Raw genomic sequence first — 16,519 nt, 5'->3', positions numbered from 1 at the left:
ATAACAGGCAGGCACTTGTCTTCGCTTTTCGGCATCTTGTTCAATGCCCAAAGAATTTTCTCCATGTTTACTCTCCTAACAAACTTTTTGTATTTGTTCAAACTTTTTGTTTGTTTCTATAGCTATCATAACACATTCTGGCTCTATGTCAAGTATGTACAAAACTTTTTTTCATTTTTTTCTCATTTTGTTCATCTATCATAAAACCAGAATGCGTGAAAACCTATTTCTTCCTATAATATGTATCTTCTAACGGAAGGGACTTGCGGAACTTATGGTCCAGTGCATAATATGCGCCCTGGATTGCCGGTGCCGTCGGGATGGTTGCGATCTCGCCGATTCCCTTTGCTCCGTATGCCACACCGAGGAGTTCATCCTTCTCCACGTAAATGGCATGGATATCCGGGATCTGGGTGGAACGCAGAAGTCCCAGCGTGCCATATTTCACCTGCGGCACGCAGTCCTTTAACGGCCAGTCCTCTGTAAGCGCATAACCCATACCCATGAGCACGCCTCCCTCGATCTGTCCCTGAATGGAAATCGGGTTTACGACCTTTCCGGAATCGTGTGCGGCATAAACCTCTTTGACTTTTCCTTCGTCATCCAGGATCACGACATGGGTTGCGTAGCCATATGCAATGTGGCTCTTCGGGAACGGAACATCTGCGCCCAGCTTATCGGTCGGCTCAAAGTATTCATAGAAGAAATCGCGGCCTTCCAGCTTGCTTAAGTCTCCGCCAACCTCATCCATTGCCTCTTTTAACAGGGCAGAGGCACCGCGGACCGCTTCACCGGAAAGCAGCGTCTGGCGGGAACCGGATGTCGTTCCGGAATCCGGCGCATTCTCCGTGTTCGCTACCGCATTGCGGATCTTAGAAAGCGGAAGCCCGGTTGTCTGTGCTACAGCCTGGCAGAATACCGTCAGACATCCCTGCCCGATATCCGAAGCCGCGCAGTAGATCACGCAGACTCCATCCTCGATCACCAGTCTCGCACGGCCCTTATCCGGAAGTCCGACACCAACGCCGGCATTCTTCATGGCACAGGCGATTCCGGCATGATCCATATTCTTCTCGTAGACATCCTTCACCGCCTCCAGAGTCTCTTTCAATGCGGTGGAACAGTCTGCAATCTGTCCGTTCGGAAGAACCTTTCCAGGTTCGATGGCATTGCGGTAACGGATTTCCCACGGGCTAATGCCGACCTTCTCTGCCAGCACATTGATCAGGGATTCCAGTGCAAACTCACTCTGGCATACGCCAAAGCCGCGGAACGCACCGGCCGGCGGGTTATTGGTATAGTAACCATAGCCACGGATGTCTGTGTTCTGGTAACAGTATGGACCCACGGAATGGGTGCAGGCACGCTCCAGAACCGGTCCGCAAAGAGATGCATAAGCGCCGGTATCGAAGTTGATCTCACAGTCCAGTCCGGTGAAAATACCGTTTTCGTCACAGCCCAGCGTAAAAGTTCCTTCCATGGCATGGCGCTTCGGATGGAAGAACAAAGATTCCTGACGGCTGAACTTTGCCTTTACCGGAATCTGGTATTTCCAGGCAGCCAGTGCTGCGATATGCTGGACGGAAACATCTTCTTTTCCACCAAAGCCGCCGCCGATCAGCTGGTTTTCCACCACAATACGCTCCGGCTCCCAGCCAAACATAATGGCGGTCTCTTTTCTCGTATCAAACGCACCCTGATCGGTGCTTAAGATCTTGATGCCGTCCTTATAAGGAAATGCGATCGCACATTCCGGCTCCAGGAACGCGTGCTCCGTAAACGGAGTACGGAAGGAATCGGTTACCGTGTATTTGGACTCGGCAAGTGCTTTTGCCGCATCTCCGCGCACCACGTGACGGGTCTGGCAGAGGTTTCCCTTCGAATGCACCTTCGGTGCATCTTCCCGTTTTGCATCTGCAATGCCCCTTACCGGCTCCAGTTCTTCATAATCGATCTTTACCAGTTTCTTCGCCTTATTTAAAATGTCTTCACTCTCAGCCACTACAAGGCAGATTGCATCGCCCACGCAGCGGGTAATATCTCCTTCTGCGATCATGACATCCCAGTCCTGCTGAATGTGTCCGACCTTATTGTTCGGAACATCGGCAGCAGTCAGTACGCCAAGTACACCCGGAAGCGCTTCTGCTTTGGATGCGTCGATCTTTAAGACGCGGGCCCGCGGATATTTGCTGCGGACTGCAGAGACATACGCCATATTGTCCATGACGATATCATCCGGATATTTGCCGTAGCCTAAAACTTTCTTCCGGACATCCACGCGGAATGCGCGCTGGCCGACACCGTAAACATCGCCCTTTTCCAGATCTTCATCGATAGCGGCATCTCCCCGGAGAATGGCTGCAACCAGCTGGATTCCTTCGATGATCTTTTTGTAGCCGGTACAGCGGCAGATATTTCCCCGCAGGGCATATTTAATATCCTCTTCCGTCGGATTTAAATTTTTCTGCAGCAGCGCCGTACCTGCCATGACCATGCCCGGAATACAGAATCCGCACTGCACGGCTCCCACCGAACCAAATGCGTATACAAATGCATCCTGCCATTCCTCGCTCAAGCCTTCTACGGTCAGAATGTTTTTCCCAACTGCTTTCCTGGTAGTCAGTACGCAGGACTTGACTGCTTTTCCGTCAATGACGATGGTGCAGGTACCGCAGGCACCCTCACTGCAGCCGTCCTTTACAGAAAACAGATGCAGATCGTCCCGCAGAAACCGAAGCAGCGGTTTATCTTCCTCCGTGCGCTGCACGCTGCCGTTTACTGTAAACTCAAATACTTCTCCCATTGATTTTCCTTCTCCTGTTCTAATTCGTTGCTGCTTAGGCGTTGCGCAAACAGCAGCTCTCATTACTTTGCCGCAAAGATACCGTCTGCATCATGGATCACTCCGCGCGGACATTTTGTCGCGCACATGCCGCATGCAATGCATTTTTCCCGGTCGATCACTGCATGGAAACCGATCACATGGATCGCATCGGACGGACAGTATTTTTCACAGATCTTACAGCCGATACAGCTGGATGTACATGCCTTTCCGGCTTCTGCCGCTTTCTGTTCATTGGAACATTTCGGCTGAATGGTTCCTTCCAGTGCCTCCAGACGGATCAGATGCTTCGGACAGGCCTTGACGCAAAGTCCGCATCCGACACAAATTCCCCGGTCAACCTCGGCAACTCCTTTTTCATTGATGGAAAGTGCATGCAGCCTGCAGGCTGCCACACAACTTCCGCCTCCTAAGCATCCATAGCTGCAGCTTAGGATCCCATCGGGATACTGTTCCATGATCTGGCTGCAGTCCTTCGGCAGTGATGCACGGTCAATGCCTTCGTTCAGTCTTGCCCCGCCTGCACAGTGAACCACTGCAATATGTTTCTTTCTTTTCATGTAAACCCCTAACTCCTTCTTGCGCTGCCATGCACGTAAGGGGTGCACGGCAGCGGATAAATTCCCGAAAAACAGCTTCCAGGTCCTATGTGATTTCAAATTAGCGGATCAGGTATGCGTAATCCTTTAATACGGTACGGATCACTGCCACTGCATCTGCAGGCAGATCTGTCTCCTGTGCAACATCAACGGTCTCAACCTTGCCATCCAGACGAACCTTCACCTGAGTTCCATCAAGCACCAAAAAGCCCTCGTTGGTGCTGTCAAGGAAGTCCTCTTCCGTCCAGTATAAAGTGAATTTATCTTTGTAAGGTCTTCCTCCCTTGTACGGGCAGAATACTTCGCAGTTGCCACACTCATTACACATGCCATCCACATGGATGATCTGTGCTTTGCACTTGCCAGGTACATGGATCGCCACGTTTGCACGGTTCGGGCAGACATCGGTACATACCTCACATACCGTCGGACAGCCTAAGCAGCGGTCATCCGGAGTCTTCCCGGTATCTCTGCTCTGAACACCCTTCTTTGCGGTGTAGAGTTTCTCGTCTGCTGCAACATTCTCTTCTGCATACTTGTCATAGCTGATGCCTGCGATGGCTGCTGCAGCCTTAGCGGAATCTGCGATGGCCTCAACAACGGTAGCCGGTCCTCTTCTGGAATCGCCGACTGCGTATACGTCAGCCTCGGTAGTCATCATGTTTGCGTCTACAACCGGACGGCCCTTTGCGTCCATCTCTACGCCAAGCTCTGCGTACAGGCTGGTATCGATGGTCTCACCGATTGCTGCGATGATGGTGTCTGCCGGATACTCTTCGGTCTTTCCGGTGTCTACCGGAGATCTTCTGCCGGAAGCATCCGGAGCACCAAGCTCCATAACGGAACATTTCAGTTTGCCGTTCTCTGCGCCGACCGGTGCCAGCAGTTCTAAGAACTCTACGCCATCCTCGATCGCTAACTGTAACTCTTCCTCATCTGCCGGCATGTAACGTTTGGTTCTGCGGTAGATCAGGCGGACATGTTCTACACCCGGAATGCGTTTTGCTGCTCTTGCAACATCCATCGCGGTGTTGCCGCCGCCAAGAACAACAACGTCCTTACCGATGTTCATGGAAGCGCCGTTCTTCTTCGCCTCCATTAAGAACTCCAGAGCGTCAGTTACTTCGCCATATGCTAACGGGGATCTGCCCGGCTTCCATGCGCCGATGGAAACGATGACATCGGTGTAGCCCTCTGCCTTTAATGCCTTTACAGAGGTAACCTCTGCGCCAAGCTTAAACTCTGCACCGTAAGCCTTGCACAGTTCTACATCCTTGTCGATGGAATCTGCGGAGATACGGAACTCCGGAATGACGTTGCGTACAACGCCGCCCAGTTTTTCTTTGCGCTCGAATACGGTAACTGCTACGCCTGCACGGGACAGGAAGGTAGCTGCTGCCAGACCTGCCGGGCCGCCGCCGATGATGGCAACCTTCTTGCCAGCTACGGAACCCTCAGCCTTCAGAGCCGGAAGGATCTCGTTGTATGCCTGGCTTGCTGCTGCCAGCTTGGTCTCACGGATATGTAAGGTCTCCTCATAGTAGTTGCGCATGCACTTGTCGCCGCAGTGATGCGGGCAGATGGTACCGGTGATGAACGGAAGCGGGTTGCGCTCTAAGATGATCTCAAGAGCTTTCTTTGCATCGCCATCTACCATAGCCTGTAAGTAAGCCGGAATATCCTGCTCGATCGGGCAGCCATTGCGGCACGGTGCGTTGAAGCAGTCAAACAGCGGAAGCTTCTTATCTACGTGACGCTCCGGAAGCGGTTTCACCGGTTTTTTGTACATTGCCTTTGCTTCTACGCCGTCATCGATGGCTGCCAGTGCTGCCACGTTTACGCCAGAGAAGCGCTCGCTGCCGCACTCCATCAGCTCATCTGCGATCTGGCTCATTCTCTGGTAGCCGCCCGGCTTTAAGATGTTGGTAGCCATGGTGATCGGCCAGATGCCTGCGTCAAACAGCTCTTTGATGTTCTCGATGGTTGCGCCGCCGGAGTAGGAGATACGCAGCTTGCCCTGGAACTCATCGGTCAGAAGGCGTGCTACATGGATACTTAACGGGAACAATGCGCGTCCAGCCATGTACATCTCGTTGCTCGGAAGCTCGTTTCTGGTTACGTCTACCGGGAAGGTGTTTGTGATCTTCACGCCGAACTCCAGCCCTTTCTCCTGGCAGAGGTCATACAGTCTGTGCAGCATCGGAACTGCGTCAGCCCACTGCAGATCCTCTAAGAAGTGATGATCGTCGAAAGCGATGTAGTCGAATCCAAGGCCATCCAGACGTTTTCTTGCGTACTCATAGCCAAGAAGCGTCGGGTTGCACTTGATGAAGGTGTTTAAGTGCTTCTCTGTGATCAGGTAGGTTGCGATACGCTCAATCTCTGCTGGCGGGCAGCCGTGCAGGGTGGACTCGGTGATGGAGTTGGAAACGTTGGAGCTGATGTTACGGATGTACTCCTCATCTACGTTCTTGAACTCGTTCACGTGCTCTAATGCCCAGTTGATGCACTCTTTGAAGACTTCGGTATCCTTTGCCTCAATCATATCGTTGATGTACTTGTCAACCTTCGGAGACTTGATGCCCTCCAGATCATAACCAACGGACATGTTGAATACGAAGCCATCCGGATCGCCAAGTCCATACTCTTTTGCGATCAGCTTACATGCAACCCATGCTTTTACATACTCCGCGTATGCCTGCGGAACGTACAGCTCGGTAGACCACTCACAGTTGTAGCACTCATCCCCTGCAATGATACACGGGCGGTTGATGCATGCTGCCAGTTCTGCGCCATCCATGACCTGAACGGTCTTTAACTCGAAGAAACGGGAGCCAGCCGCATAAGCTGCTACAATGTTCTGTGCCAGCTGGCTGTTCGGGCCTGCTGCCGGACCAAACGGAGATTCGATCTTTTCTTCAAAGATCGGCAGTGCCTGTCCGTTCTCATGTTTTACAAGTTTCTCGATGCCGAAGATGCTCTTTTTCTGCTCATACTCGGACATAATCCAGTGCATCAGGTGATCGATCGTCATTGGTCTCATAATTTCGCTCATGTTATCCTCCTATGGAAGCCATTTGTTTAACCCTTGCTTCCCTTTTATATAGTTTTTGTGAATTAGTATACTCTGTGATTTAACTTGCCCCAGAGCTTCTTGCTCTGCTCCATGGTCCATGCGTTGATCTTGTCCTCATCCAGGTCAACGAACTCTCTGTCTTTGTAGAGAACCTTACCGTTGATGATGGTGGTGCGGCAGTTCTTGCCCTCCATGCCGAAGATCATGTGGCCGTCAATGTTCTCGTCAGAGAACGGGGTGAATGGCTTGTAGTCCATGATGATGATGTCGGCTGCAGCACCCTCTTTTAAGATGCCAAGTGTCTTACCAAAGTATTTCTCAGCGATAATGCGGTTATTCTCAAACTGCATCTTCACATCCTCACACCATGCTACGTTCGGCAGCATTGCGTTATGTCGCTGGATGGTCAGGAATGCCTTCATGCTCTCCAACATGTCATGGGTGTAAGCATCGGTACCCATACCAACGGTGATGCCCTTTGCCATCATCTGCAGAACCGGGGAGCAGCCTACTGCATTGCCCTGGTTGGACTGTGGGTTATTGACTACCATAGTACCGGTCTCCTTGATGATATCCATCTCAGCCGGGCTGATGTGGATGCAGTGGCCAAGTAAGGTCTTCTCGCCCAGGATGCCGTTGTATAAGAGACGGTTGATCGGACGGCAGCCATAGTTTCTTAAGCTGTCATAAACATCGTTCATGCCCTCAGCGACATGTACATGGAAACCGGTCATGCCGTTGTTGGCCTCTACCATCTTCTCGAAGGTCTTATCCGAGATGGTAAACAGGGCGTGTCCGCCGAACATCGCCTTGATCATGCTGTCGTCAGCATCTTTCGCCCACTTCGCAAAATCCGCATTCTCTTTGATGCTCTGTGCGGTCTTCTCCTCGCCGTCACGCTCGGAAACCTCGTAGCAGAGGCAGGAACGGATGCCTGCTTCTTTTACAACATCGCGGATTGCAAACAGGGAACCCGGGATCTCACCAAAGCTTGCATGATGATCAAAGATCGTGGTCACACCATCACGGATGCAGTCCAGAACTGTCGCCCAGGCGCAGGCTCTGGTTCCGTCTAAGTCAAGCTGACGGTCAATCGCCCACCAGGTACCTTCCAGTACTTCCAGGAAGTTGGTCGGGTTGTTTCCAACGATGGAAAGGCCGCGTGCCAGACCGGAATAAATGTGGGTGTGCGCATTGATCAGACCAGGCATGATCACACCGCCGTGGGCATCCACAAACTCTGCTTCCGGATACTTCTGTTTCATATCCTCAAAGCTTCCTACCTCTTTGATATTCTCCCCATCGGTTACGACCGCACCATTCTCCAGGTACGGATTTGCATGGTTTCTTGTGATAACTCTTCCGTTTCCTATAAGTAACATTAATATACCTCCTGCTATAAATTAGTTAATTTAATCATTTCTTCTTGCATTCTGTTTTTTGGCTTGTTATAATAATTAACGCCAAACAAATTGTATGATTGACTTATTTCCTGTCATTCACTATCAGAAAGGAGCGAACCATGGATAAAAACACCATTGATTTTTACACCCGCCTGGCCCACGGCCTCGCTGCCCAGTTCGGTTCCAACTGCGAGATCGTCGTACACGATCTGGAAAGCAATGATGTGGAGCACTCCATTGTTGCCATTGAAAACGGCTACATCAGCGGCCGGAAACTCGGCGATGGTCCTTCTCACATTGTTCTGGAATCCTTGCAGAACGGAGAAAAACACACCGAAGACAAACTTGCCTACTTAACCAAGACCAAGGATGGAAAAATTTTAAAATCCAGTACCATTTACATTCGCAATCCCAAAGGAAAGATCACCGGGATCCTGAGTATCAACTACGATATCACCATTCTGCTGGCAGCACAGACCCATATGCAGAACCTGACTGCTACCGCTTCCAATGATTCGGAAGACTCCGGTCCGGAGACCGTTTCCATGAATGTTACTGACCTTCTGGACGAACTGATCGACCAGGCATTTAAACACATCGGCAAACCTGCCGCTGTTATGACCAAGGACGATAAAGTTCAGTTTATCCGTCTTTTGAACGACGCCGGTGCATTCCTCATCACAAAATCCGGTCAGCGTGTGTGCCAGATCTTATGCATCTCCAAGTTCACACTCTATAGTTACTTAAACGAGATCAAAGCCGAAGAAGAAGCTTCTGATTCCTCTAAAACAAAAGCCGAACAGGATTCTTAACTGTTCGGCTTTCTTTGTGTCTCTTATCATCCCAGATCTTATTCTTCCGGCGGAAGCGTCAGATTTAAGATGATCGCCATGATCGTTGCCACTACCACGGACGAACTTCCAAATACGGTGTTGATCCACGCCGGGATTCCAGGGCCCTGCAGGCATCCGGATACCTGGGTAATACCAACGCCAAGTGCTACTGACATACCAACTACGGTAGTCTTTCTTGCAGTCATGCCATCTTTGGTGAACAGACGCACACCGGTCATTGCGATCTGCGCAAATACGGAAAGCGTAGCGCCGCCGATTACACACTGTGGAATGGTGGTCAGTGCTGCAGAGAGACCAGGAATCAGACCTGCTACCAGAAGCACTGCTGCAGATACCGCGAAGATCACGCGGTTTACTACTTTGTTCATGGTTACGATGCCCACGTTCTGGCTGTAGGAAGCTGTCGGCAGTGCTCCGAAGAACGCGCCTACGATACTTGCAACACCCTGAACCAGGATACCGCCCTGAAGCTCATTGTCTGTCGGGACACGATCCATACCGCCTACGGTCGTAGAGGTAAGATCACCGATCGTCTGCACTGCATTGACTGCGTACACGATAGCCAGGGAAGCACAGGCTGCCGGAGCAAATTCAATTTTGAAGTGCATCAGCTGCGGGAATGCCACAACAGAGGTGGTATTCAGCACATTGGTGAAATCCACCATGCCCAGAAACAAAGATACTACATAACCAACGATGATACCGAAGAAAAGGGAACCCAGCTTCAAAACGCCCTTTGTAAAGTTGTTCAGGAATAAAACAACTGCAAATGTTAAAAGCGCAATGAACCAGTTCTTTAAACCACCGAATTCCGGATGTCCGGAACCGCCTGCCATATAACGGATTGCCGTCGGATACAGGGAAAGACCGATGGTAAAGATAACCGTACCGGTAACGATGTCCGGGAACAGTTTCCGGATCTGCTTTACAAAGACCGCGAAAACGATTGCGACAACACCGCCAACAATCTGCGCGCCCATAATCGCGCCAATGCCAAACTCACCGCCGATGGCAGTCAGAGTCGGTACGTAAGCAAAACTGGTCCCCATGATAACCGGAAGTGCCGCACCAATTTTATGGAACAGCGGAAACAGCTGCAAAAATGTCGCCAGCGCGGTGAAAATAAGCGCTGCCTGGATCATCATGGTCTTCTCCTCATCGGTCAGACCGCATACCCCTGCGATGATCATGGACGGTGTGATAACACCGACGATTGCTGCCAGAACGTGTTGTAAACTTAACGGAATCAGCTTGGATGTTTCCGGTGCTTTTCCATAAAAGTCAAACAATACGTTCCCGTTTCCGGTTTCTTTTGTCTTCTCCTTCATGCTTTTTTTGAGGTACAAACGAACGGGACTGTTCATTCTGTCCGTAGCAACAAAAGAAACAGATATTTAGCTTGAGCAACGAGTCCAGCCCCCAACCAGACTTCAGTCCGTCTGTGCCTCCCCTCCTTACTTTTTTTTATTTTTGCTAAATATATTTTTGTTAGTTTTATCATAACATATTATGGGGGAAATGCAAGTGTTTTAGATAATTTTTTCTCAAATCTTTGATTTTTTTTGTGCTCATTGTATACTTTCTGTTAGATTTTCTTTTCTGTCCTGACGCAAAACCTTACTTTTTGTATGATTTGATCCTATTTTCTGTTTTGTGCAGTGATAAGCATCCATAGAGCCCAAAAACGATGATACAAAAACGAGGTCTTCCCCCGATCTGTTCTGAAATAAAAAACAGGACAAAGAAGACGTTCTTCATGGTCAACTTCTTTGCCCTGTTTTCTGCCTTTGTTTCAGCGTACCAATCGATATTATGTTGTTATATTTTTAACCAACCGCCAGGATGATTCCTCCATCCCCGGCATATACCGTTGCAACTCCGGCGGTATCCGTGATCACGATATCCCGGTAGTTCCCGCGTTTTTCCAGCTCTGCCTTTACCTGGAGTGCACGCTCCGGGCAGTTCACGTGGGCAATCACCGCACGCTTTTCTTCTGGATTTCCGGCACGTTTTGTGGCAAGTTCACACATACGGGCCAGACCTTTTGTGATGCCTCTTGCCTGATCCAGTTTGATGATCACACCATGATCAGCGCCCATGACCGGCTTAATGTTTAATGCCGTTGCAAAAAATGCCTGCAGCCCCGTGAGGCGGCCATTCTTGCGCAGCGGCTCCAGTGTATCGATAACAAAATACGTCTGCTGCTCGTCGCGCATGGTCAGGATCCGTTTTGAGATTTCCCCAAACCCAAGTCCTTCCTCATACATATCGCGGATTGTAAGCGCTTCGTTGAGTTCTCCTGCAGAAGCCGATTCGGAATCGATGACAAGGATGTTCTTGCTGCCTGCGCCATGCTCTTCCTCATAAAGCTGCTTTCCCAGTACGGCGCTGTTATAAGTTCCGCTTAAATGACTGGATAAGGTAATGATATAAATATCGTCTGCATCGCACTCACAGGCTTTCTTGAATGCTTCCGGGGACGGACATGCCGTTTTCGGGCAGTTCGGACTCTCCTTTACCATTTTAATAAATGCTTTCTGGTCAAATGTCTCGTCGTCGATTACCATATGATCATCCACCTGAAGTGTCAGGGGAATCATCTCAAATCTGGGATCTTTTTTTAATTCCTCTGTTAAATCCAGGCAGCTGTCGCCAAAAATCTTATAGCTCATATTCTCCTCCAAACCGTCCCGCTGCCTCTTTCCCTGCTGCCGGACACAGATACCTGTCCGGTCATCTTTTTCTTTGCAGATACAGCGCGCCTCCATCTCACATAGTTTTTATTACTACTTATTATAGCATAGTTTACTGATAATGCAAGCAAGGAATGAAGGATCCATCATCGATCCGTGAAAACACGTGAACACATAAACATTCCGGCAGACAAGGTCCTGTCTGAAAATACGTTTGGAAAAAAAATAGCATTGTGACTTTTCCTTCCTTATGATAAAATTTCAGATGCTGCTTCACACGGCATTTCGTTACGTTTCCCATACCGTGACCAGCAACAGGCTTCTCCATCCGGAACATTCCTGTCCGTGAGCAGTTTCGTACTTACAATATCATAAGGAGGATTCTTTCCATGGAAGTGATCAAACTGATCGGTGTCCTGATCGTTATCATTGGCTTTATCTTAAAGCTGGATACACTCGCTGTTGTTGTCGTAGCCGGACTTGCTACCGGACTCGTAGCCGGCATGAGCCCAATGCAGATCCTGGACACACTCGGTACCGCGTTTATTACAAACCGGACCGCCACACTTTTCATTCTCACACTGCCTGTGATCGGCATCTGTGAGCGATGCGGCTTAAAAGATAAAGCCGTAGACTTTATTACCTCATTAAAAAATGCAACGACCGGACGTCTGATTGCCATCTGGCAGCTCATCCGTACCATCGCATCTGCATTTTCCCTGCGTATCGGCGGACATCCGCAGTTTATCCGTCCTCTCATCAACCCGATGGCGCAGGCTGCAGCGGTTGTACAGTACGGGGAACTGGATGAAAAAACAGAAGACGAGATCAAGGGCATGTGTGCCGGAAGCGAAAACTACGGGAACTTTTTCGCCCAGAACTGTTTCATGGGTTCATCCGGTACGCTTTTGATCGTTTCTACCTTAAGCGAACAGGGATACCCGGTCGATGCACTCCAGATTGCTGGACAGTCTGTCCCGATCGCCGTGATTTCCGTGATCGTAGGCGTCATCTACGCACTGATCTTTGACCAGATCTTAAAACGCCGGTTCGCAAGCCGGAAGAAACAGGAGGAAAACTAACATGACCTGGACCGTAAGCACCATTGTTGCAGAAATTTTCTACTGCATCATCGGCCTTTTCTTCGTTTCGAACGGCGTCAAGGCATTAAAAGATTCCGAATGCAAAAAACGCGTGACCACCGCACTCTTCTGGTTTATCCTGGCATTCACGTTCATTGCCGGAGCATACCTTCCGCGCTGGATCACAGGCGCCTGCGTCGTACTGATGGCTGCCCTGACCGCTTTCCATCTGGTTGCACCGTCCAGAAGCGATGTTCCGGACGCAGCCGAAACCAGAAAAGCAGCCGACAAAATCGGCTACTCCGTTTTCATTCCGCCGCTTACCCTGGCTATCAGCGCCGTCCTTGTTGCAACATTCTTAAAAGTACTCGGCGCCAACAACGCCATCGGTATCTCCGGTGCCATTGCACTGATCGTGGCACTGCTGCTTTTCAAGACCAGACCTTCCTACGCAGTGACCGACGGAACCCGTCTGGTAGACAATGTCGGCGTAACCGGCATTCTGCCTCAGGTTCTCGCTGCCCTCGGCTCCCTGTTCACGGCAGCCGGTGTCGGTGACGTCATCGCACACGGTGTCAGCGCCGTGATCCCGGCCAATAACCTGTTTGCCGCAACCGCCGTATACTGCATCGCCATGGCTCTCTTCACCATGATCATGGGCAACGGCTTCGCTGCTTTCTCTGTCATCACCGTCGGCATCGGTATCCCGTTTCTGATCGCCCAGGGTGCAAACCCGGTTGTTGTCGGTACACTTGGACTGACTGCAGGCTACTGCGGAACCCTTATGACGCCGATGGCTGCAAACTTCAACATTGTCCCGGTGGCACTTCTGGAGACCAAAAGCAAATACGCTGTCATCAAATCCCAGCTTCCGGTGGCACTCACCATGCTGGTGATCCACATTTTGTTGATGTATTTCCTGGCATTTTAGTTTCCCGGCATTCCGATATCACTCATCAAATTTCTTTTTGGGAAAGACTGGCCTGACATTCTTTTCCATCAGACAAATACAAACGAAAGCGAGGGTTTTCTCATGAAACTTCTTTTAACCGCATTTGACCCATTCGGTGGAGACAAAGTCAACCCGGCACTGGAAGCTGTAAAACTGGTATCTTCCCAGGTCGACAGCGTGGAAATCGTAAAAGTAGAAGTACCTACCGTATTCCGCAAATCCATCGCAACTGTTGCTGCTGCCATTGAAAAAGAAAAGCCGGATGCCGTCCTGTGTATCGGTCAGGCAGGCGGCCGCTACGACATCACCCCGGAACGCGTAGCCATCAACTTAGATGACGCCCGCATCCAGGATAACGAAGGGAACCAGCCGATTGATCTGCCGATCTATGAAGACGGTGCTCCGGCATATTTTTCTGACCTGCCGATCAAAGCCATGGTCCAGAACATCCGCGAAGCAGGTCTTCCGGCCAGTGTCTCCAATACTGCAGGTACCTTTGTCTGCAACCATTTAATGTACGGTGTGCTCTACACCCTGGCGAAAAACTATCCAGGTGTGCGCGGCGGTTTCATGCATGTTCCATTCATTCCAGAACAGGTTGTTGGAAGACCTGCACCGGCTCCATCCATGAACCTGCACGATATCGCCCGCGGCATCGAAGCTGCGATCCAGGCAATTGGAAGCTATGAAAACGATATCCGGACTGCGGAAGGACAGACACACTAACTTTCTTCACACAGTCCGGATATAGGGGGATTCTATCAAATTATAGTAACAACTTATTTTTTCTCAGCCAGCTTGCGCACAACTTCATCGCCAACCTGGTTTGTCTTAGCGGTTCCGCCCAAATCCGGGGTGAGGACCGCTTTTTCTACGAGCATTTCCTCAATGATATCGATCAGGCGTGCTGCCCATTCCGGATGTCCGAAGAAATCCAGCATCTGGCTTGCAGACCATACGGTTGCCAGCGGGTTTGCCTTACCCTGACCTGCAATATCCGGTGCAGAACCATGGATCGGCTCAAACATGGACGGGAACTTGCGCTCCGGGTTTAAGTTCGCACCTGCAGCCAGTCCCATACCGCCGGAAATCGCAGCACCAAGGTCGGTCAGGATGTCACCAAACAGGTTGGACGTAACTACGATCTGGAAACGTTTCGGATCTTTTACCATGAACATGCTTGCCGCATCTACCAGAAGGGAATGGGTTTCCACATCCGGATATTCCTCACCAACCTCTTTAAAGATCTGATCCCAGAATACCATGGAATAATTTAATGCATTTCCTTTGCTGATACTGGTCAGGGTCTTTTTCTCTTTTCTTGCAAGCTCATATGCATAGCGGATGATACGCTCACAGCCGACACGGGAGAAGACGCCATCCTGGATCACAACTTCATTTGGTTTGCCCGGGAACAGCCAGCTTCCGCTTCCTGCATACTCGCCCTCACTGTTTTCACGGACAAACATCATATCGATATCTTCACGCTTTACATCTTTTAACGGACACGGAGCACCCTTTAAGAGTTTTACCGGTCTTAAGTTTACATACTGGTCGAATTTCTTGCGGATGATCAGCAGCAGATCCCAAAGAGAAATATGATCCGGCACGCCCGGATAGCCAACTGCGCCAAGGAAGATCGCATCGAATTTTGACAGCTGCTCAATGCCATCTTCTGCCATCATGCGTCCATTCTTTAAATAATACTCACAGCCCCACGGAAAATCCGTAAAGTCAAACTGAAACGTTCCATCCAGTTCAGCGACTTTCTCCAACACCTTTTTGCCCTCTGCAAGGACCTCCGGACCAATGCCATCTCCGGCGATGACCGCTACTTTGTGTGTTACCATAATGAATACCTCCTCATAAACCTTTCAATGAATTGTTTTCGCAACATCTACTATTATGATAACAGTTTGATTGATTTTCGCAAACGGTGTTAAATTAGGCTGACTAACTTTTACTTATGGATCTGTTTCACATACTCCCTGGTAACTTCAATAAACTTCTTTGCCGCAGAGAACTGGAATACGTCCTTTTTCCAGTACAGGGCAATTGTGTAGACCTGGTCCCCCGGAACGGAAAAGCCAACCAGCTTTTCATCCTCCGCTATGATGTCCGTCGTCAAAAAGCCTGCCGCTACACCATCCCGGATAAAACGCAGCACCGTGTATGCCTGATTGGTATTATGAATAATATGAAGCGGAATGTTCTGCTCTTCAAACAACTTTTTCAGCCGCTGCGTCTGATAAAACTGATCGGTCAGCATAACCAACGGTTCTCTGCCAATCATCTCACAGGTCACTTCTTTTTCTTTCGCCAGCGGATGATCCCGGTTTACGCAAAACATCAGCCGCGACTCCCGGATATTTAAACTTTCACAATCCGCTCCTGCCACCATTTCCCCGGTTCCGCAGCAGACCAGATCCACTTTTCCCTGCTCCAGAAGCTGAAACAGCGCATCCACTGTATCTTCCACAGAAAAAATTTCTATTTCCGGATACTGCTGGCGGAACATCCGCCGCAGTTTCGGGTATACGGCATTTCCAAACATGGTCGCAAGACCGATCCGCACAAATTCCCGTCCCTCAGAAAGCGTTTTCACCGCTGATTCCATCGACTCATACTGACGCTGCATTTTTTTCGCTTCCCGCAAAAACAGGACACCGGCATCCGTAATATACAGGCTGTTATTGCGACGTTCAAACAATGTCACCTTGCATTCCCGCTCCAGTTCTTTCATCGCAGAAGAAATGCCGGGCTGGGAAATATGCATTTCTTCGGCTGCTTTGGTAAAACTCTTGTATTTGCACACGGTTATAAAATATTGAATCTGCTGTAATGTCATCATGGCATTTTGGCCTCTTCTTTCGTTATTTTTGTTACTGTTTACGCACAAGGCCGGTAACTTATTTTCTTTTATTATTTCATATTTGGTTTTCTCATGCAAGTCTTGACTAGACTGATTACCCGCAATGTTCCGCGCAAAAATGGTCCGGATCACTGACATAACAGTGT

General features: G+C 49.8%; 12 protein-coding genes. 4 read left to right on the top strand and 8 right to left on the bottom strand.

Annotated elements, in window-relative coordinates:
- Positions 1-223: 223 nt before the first annotated feature.
- The 4 genes from xdh to ssnA all read right to left on the bottom strand — a co-directional run bounded on the left by xdh (position 224) and on the right by ssnA (position 7,899).
- Positions 224-2,803, bottom strand: coding sequence for a selenium-dependent xanthine dehydrogenase (gene xdh, locus DWZ40_RS07035; protein WP_118542100.1), 2,580 nt, complete (start codon positions 2,801-2,803; stop codon positions 224-226).
- A 62-nt stretch (positions 2,804-2,865) separates the two neighbouring features.
- Entirely contained in the window at positions 2,866-3,402 is a 537-nt protein-coding gene (locus DWZ40_RS07030; protein WP_118542098.1) for a 4Fe-4S binding protein, read from the bottom strand.
- Positions 3,403-3,502: 100 nt separating this feature from the next.
- Positions 3,503-6,496 carry a putative selenate reductase subunit YgfK gene (gene ygfK / locus DWZ40_RS07025; RefSeq protein ID WP_118542096.1) on the bottom strand — a complete coding sequence of 998 codons (2,994 nt, stop codon included), beginning with the start codon at positions 6,494-6,496 and terminating at the stop codon, positions 3,503-3,505.
- A gap of 62 nt (positions 6,497-6,558) precedes the next feature.
- On the bottom strand, positions 6,559-7,899 hold the full coding sequence (gene ssnA, locus DWZ40_RS07020; RefSeq protein ID WP_118542094.1) for a putative aminohydrolase SsnA: 1,341 nt from the start codon (positions 7,897-7,899) through the stop codon (positions 6,559-6,561).
- Positions 7,900-8,039: 140 nt separating this feature from the next.
- Here ssnA and DWZ40_RS07015 point away from each other — a divergent pair, with 140 nt between their 5' ends.
- Positions 8,040-8,732 (top strand): helix-turn-helix transcriptional regulator, encoded by a 693-nt coding sequence (locus tag DWZ40_RS07015; RefSeq protein WP_118542092.1) that lies wholly within the window; start codon positions 8,040-8,042, stop codon positions 8,730-8,732.
- 38 nt (positions 8,733-8,770) lie between these two features.
- Here DWZ40_RS07015 and DWZ40_RS07010 read toward each other — a convergent pair whose 3' ends face one another.
- Together DWZ40_RS07010 and DWZ40_RS07005 are read right to left on the bottom strand one after the other, a co-directional pair.
- Positions 8,771-10,102 carry a solute carrier family 23 protein gene (locus DWZ40_RS07010; protein ID WP_118542124.1) on the bottom strand — a complete coding sequence of 444 codons (1,332 nt, stop codon included), beginning with the start codon at positions 10,100-10,102 and terminating at the stop codon, positions 8,771-8,773.
- A 498-nt stretch (positions 10,103-10,600) separates the two neighbouring features.
- Positions 10,601-11,446, bottom strand: coding sequence for a DegV family protein (locus tag DWZ40_RS07005; RefSeq protein ID WP_118542122.1), 846 nt, complete (start codon positions 11,444-11,446; stop codon positions 10,601-10,603).
- A gap of 419 nt (positions 11,447-11,865) precedes the next feature.
- Between DWZ40_RS07005 and DWZ40_RS06995 the strand changes: the two genes are divergently transcribed.
- The 3 genes from DWZ40_RS06995 (at position 11,866) to pcp (ending at position 14,227) form a co-directional block, all read left to right on the top strand.
- The gene (locus DWZ40_RS06995; RefSeq protein WP_207664493.1) at positions 11,866-12,549 is read left to right on the top strand and encodes a DUF969 domain-containing protein; all 684 of its coding nucleotides are present in this window, start codon (positions 11,866-11,868) and stop codon (positions 12,547-12,549) included.
- Position 12,550: 1 nt separating this feature from the next.
- Positions 12,551-13,480, top strand: coding sequence for a DUF979 domain-containing protein (locus tag DWZ40_RS06990; protein ID WP_118542086.1), 930 nt, complete (start codon positions 12,551-12,553; stop codon positions 13,478-13,480).
- A gap of 102 nt (positions 13,481-13,582) precedes the next feature.
- Positions 13,583-14,227, top strand: coding sequence for a pyroglutamyl-peptidase I (gene pcp / locus DWZ40_RS06985; RefSeq protein ID WP_118542084.1), 645 nt, complete (start codon positions 13,583-13,585; stop codon positions 14,225-14,227).
- A gap of 53 nt (positions 14,228-14,280) precedes the next feature.
- Here pcp and DWZ40_RS06980 read toward each other — a convergent pair whose 3' ends face one another.
- A complete protein-coding gene (locus tag DWZ40_RS06980; protein WP_118542082.1) occupies positions 14,281-15,351 on the bottom strand; it encodes a tartrate dehydrogenase in 1,071 nt (356 codons plus the stop codon).
- 110 nt (positions 15,352-15,461) lie between these two features.
- Complete coding sequence (locus DWZ40_RS06975; RefSeq protein ID WP_182431651.1) at positions 15,462-16,352, bottom strand: LysR family transcriptional regulator; 891 nt, start codon at positions 16,350-16,352, stop codon at positions 15,462-15,464.
- Positions 16,353-16,519: the final 167 nt, after the last annotated feature.

The sequence above is a fragment of the Clostridium sp. AF32-12BH genome, assembly GCF_003477935.1.
Classification (GTDB): domain Bacteria; phylum Bacillota; class Clostridia; order Lachnospirales; family Lachnospiraceae; genus Brotaphodocola.
This window is presented reverse-complemented; position numbering and strand designations above follow the sequence as displayed.

Coding starts and splice junctions, on each gene's coding strand:
- DWZ40_RS06980 (WP_118542082.1), bottom strand. CDS start 15,351: ATGGTAACACACAAAGTAGCGGTCATCGCCGGAGATGGCATTGGTCCG.
- DWZ40_RS06990 (WP_118542086.1), top strand. CDS start 12,551: ATGACCTGGACCGTAAGCACCATTGTTGCAGAAATTTTCTACTGCATC.
- ygfK (WP_118542096.1), bottom strand. CDS start 6,496: ATGAGCGAAATTATGAGACCAATGACGATCGATCACCTGATGCACTGG.
- DWZ40_RS07010 (WP_118542124.1), bottom strand. CDS start 10,102: ATGAAGGAGAAGACAAAAGAAACCGGAAACGGGAACGTATTGTTTGAC.
- ssnA (WP_118542094.1), bottom strand. CDS start 7,899: ATGTTACTTATAGGAAACGGAAGAGTTATCACAAGAAACCATGCAAAT.
- DWZ40_RS06975 (WP_182431651.1), bottom strand. CDS start 16,352: ATGATGACATTACAGCAGATTCAATATTTTATAACCGTGTGCAAATAC.
- pcp (WP_118542084.1), top strand. CDS start 13,583: ATGAAACTTCTTTTAACCGCATTTGACCCATTCGGTGGAGACAAAGTC.
- DWZ40_RS07015 (WP_118542092.1), top strand. CDS start 8,040: ATGGATAAAAACACCATTGATTTTTACACCCGCCTGGCCCACGGCCTC.
- DWZ40_RS07005 (WP_118542122.1), bottom strand. CDS start 11,446: ATGAGCTATAAGATTTTTGGCGACAGCTGCCTGGATTTAACAGAGGAA.
- DWZ40_RS07030 (WP_118542098.1), bottom strand. CDS start 3,402: ATGAAAAGAAAGAAACATATTGCAGTGGTTCACTGTGCAGGCGGGGCA.
- xdh (WP_118542100.1), bottom strand. CDS start 2,803: ATGGGAGAAGTATTTGAGTTTACAGTAAACGGCAGCGTGCAGCGCACG.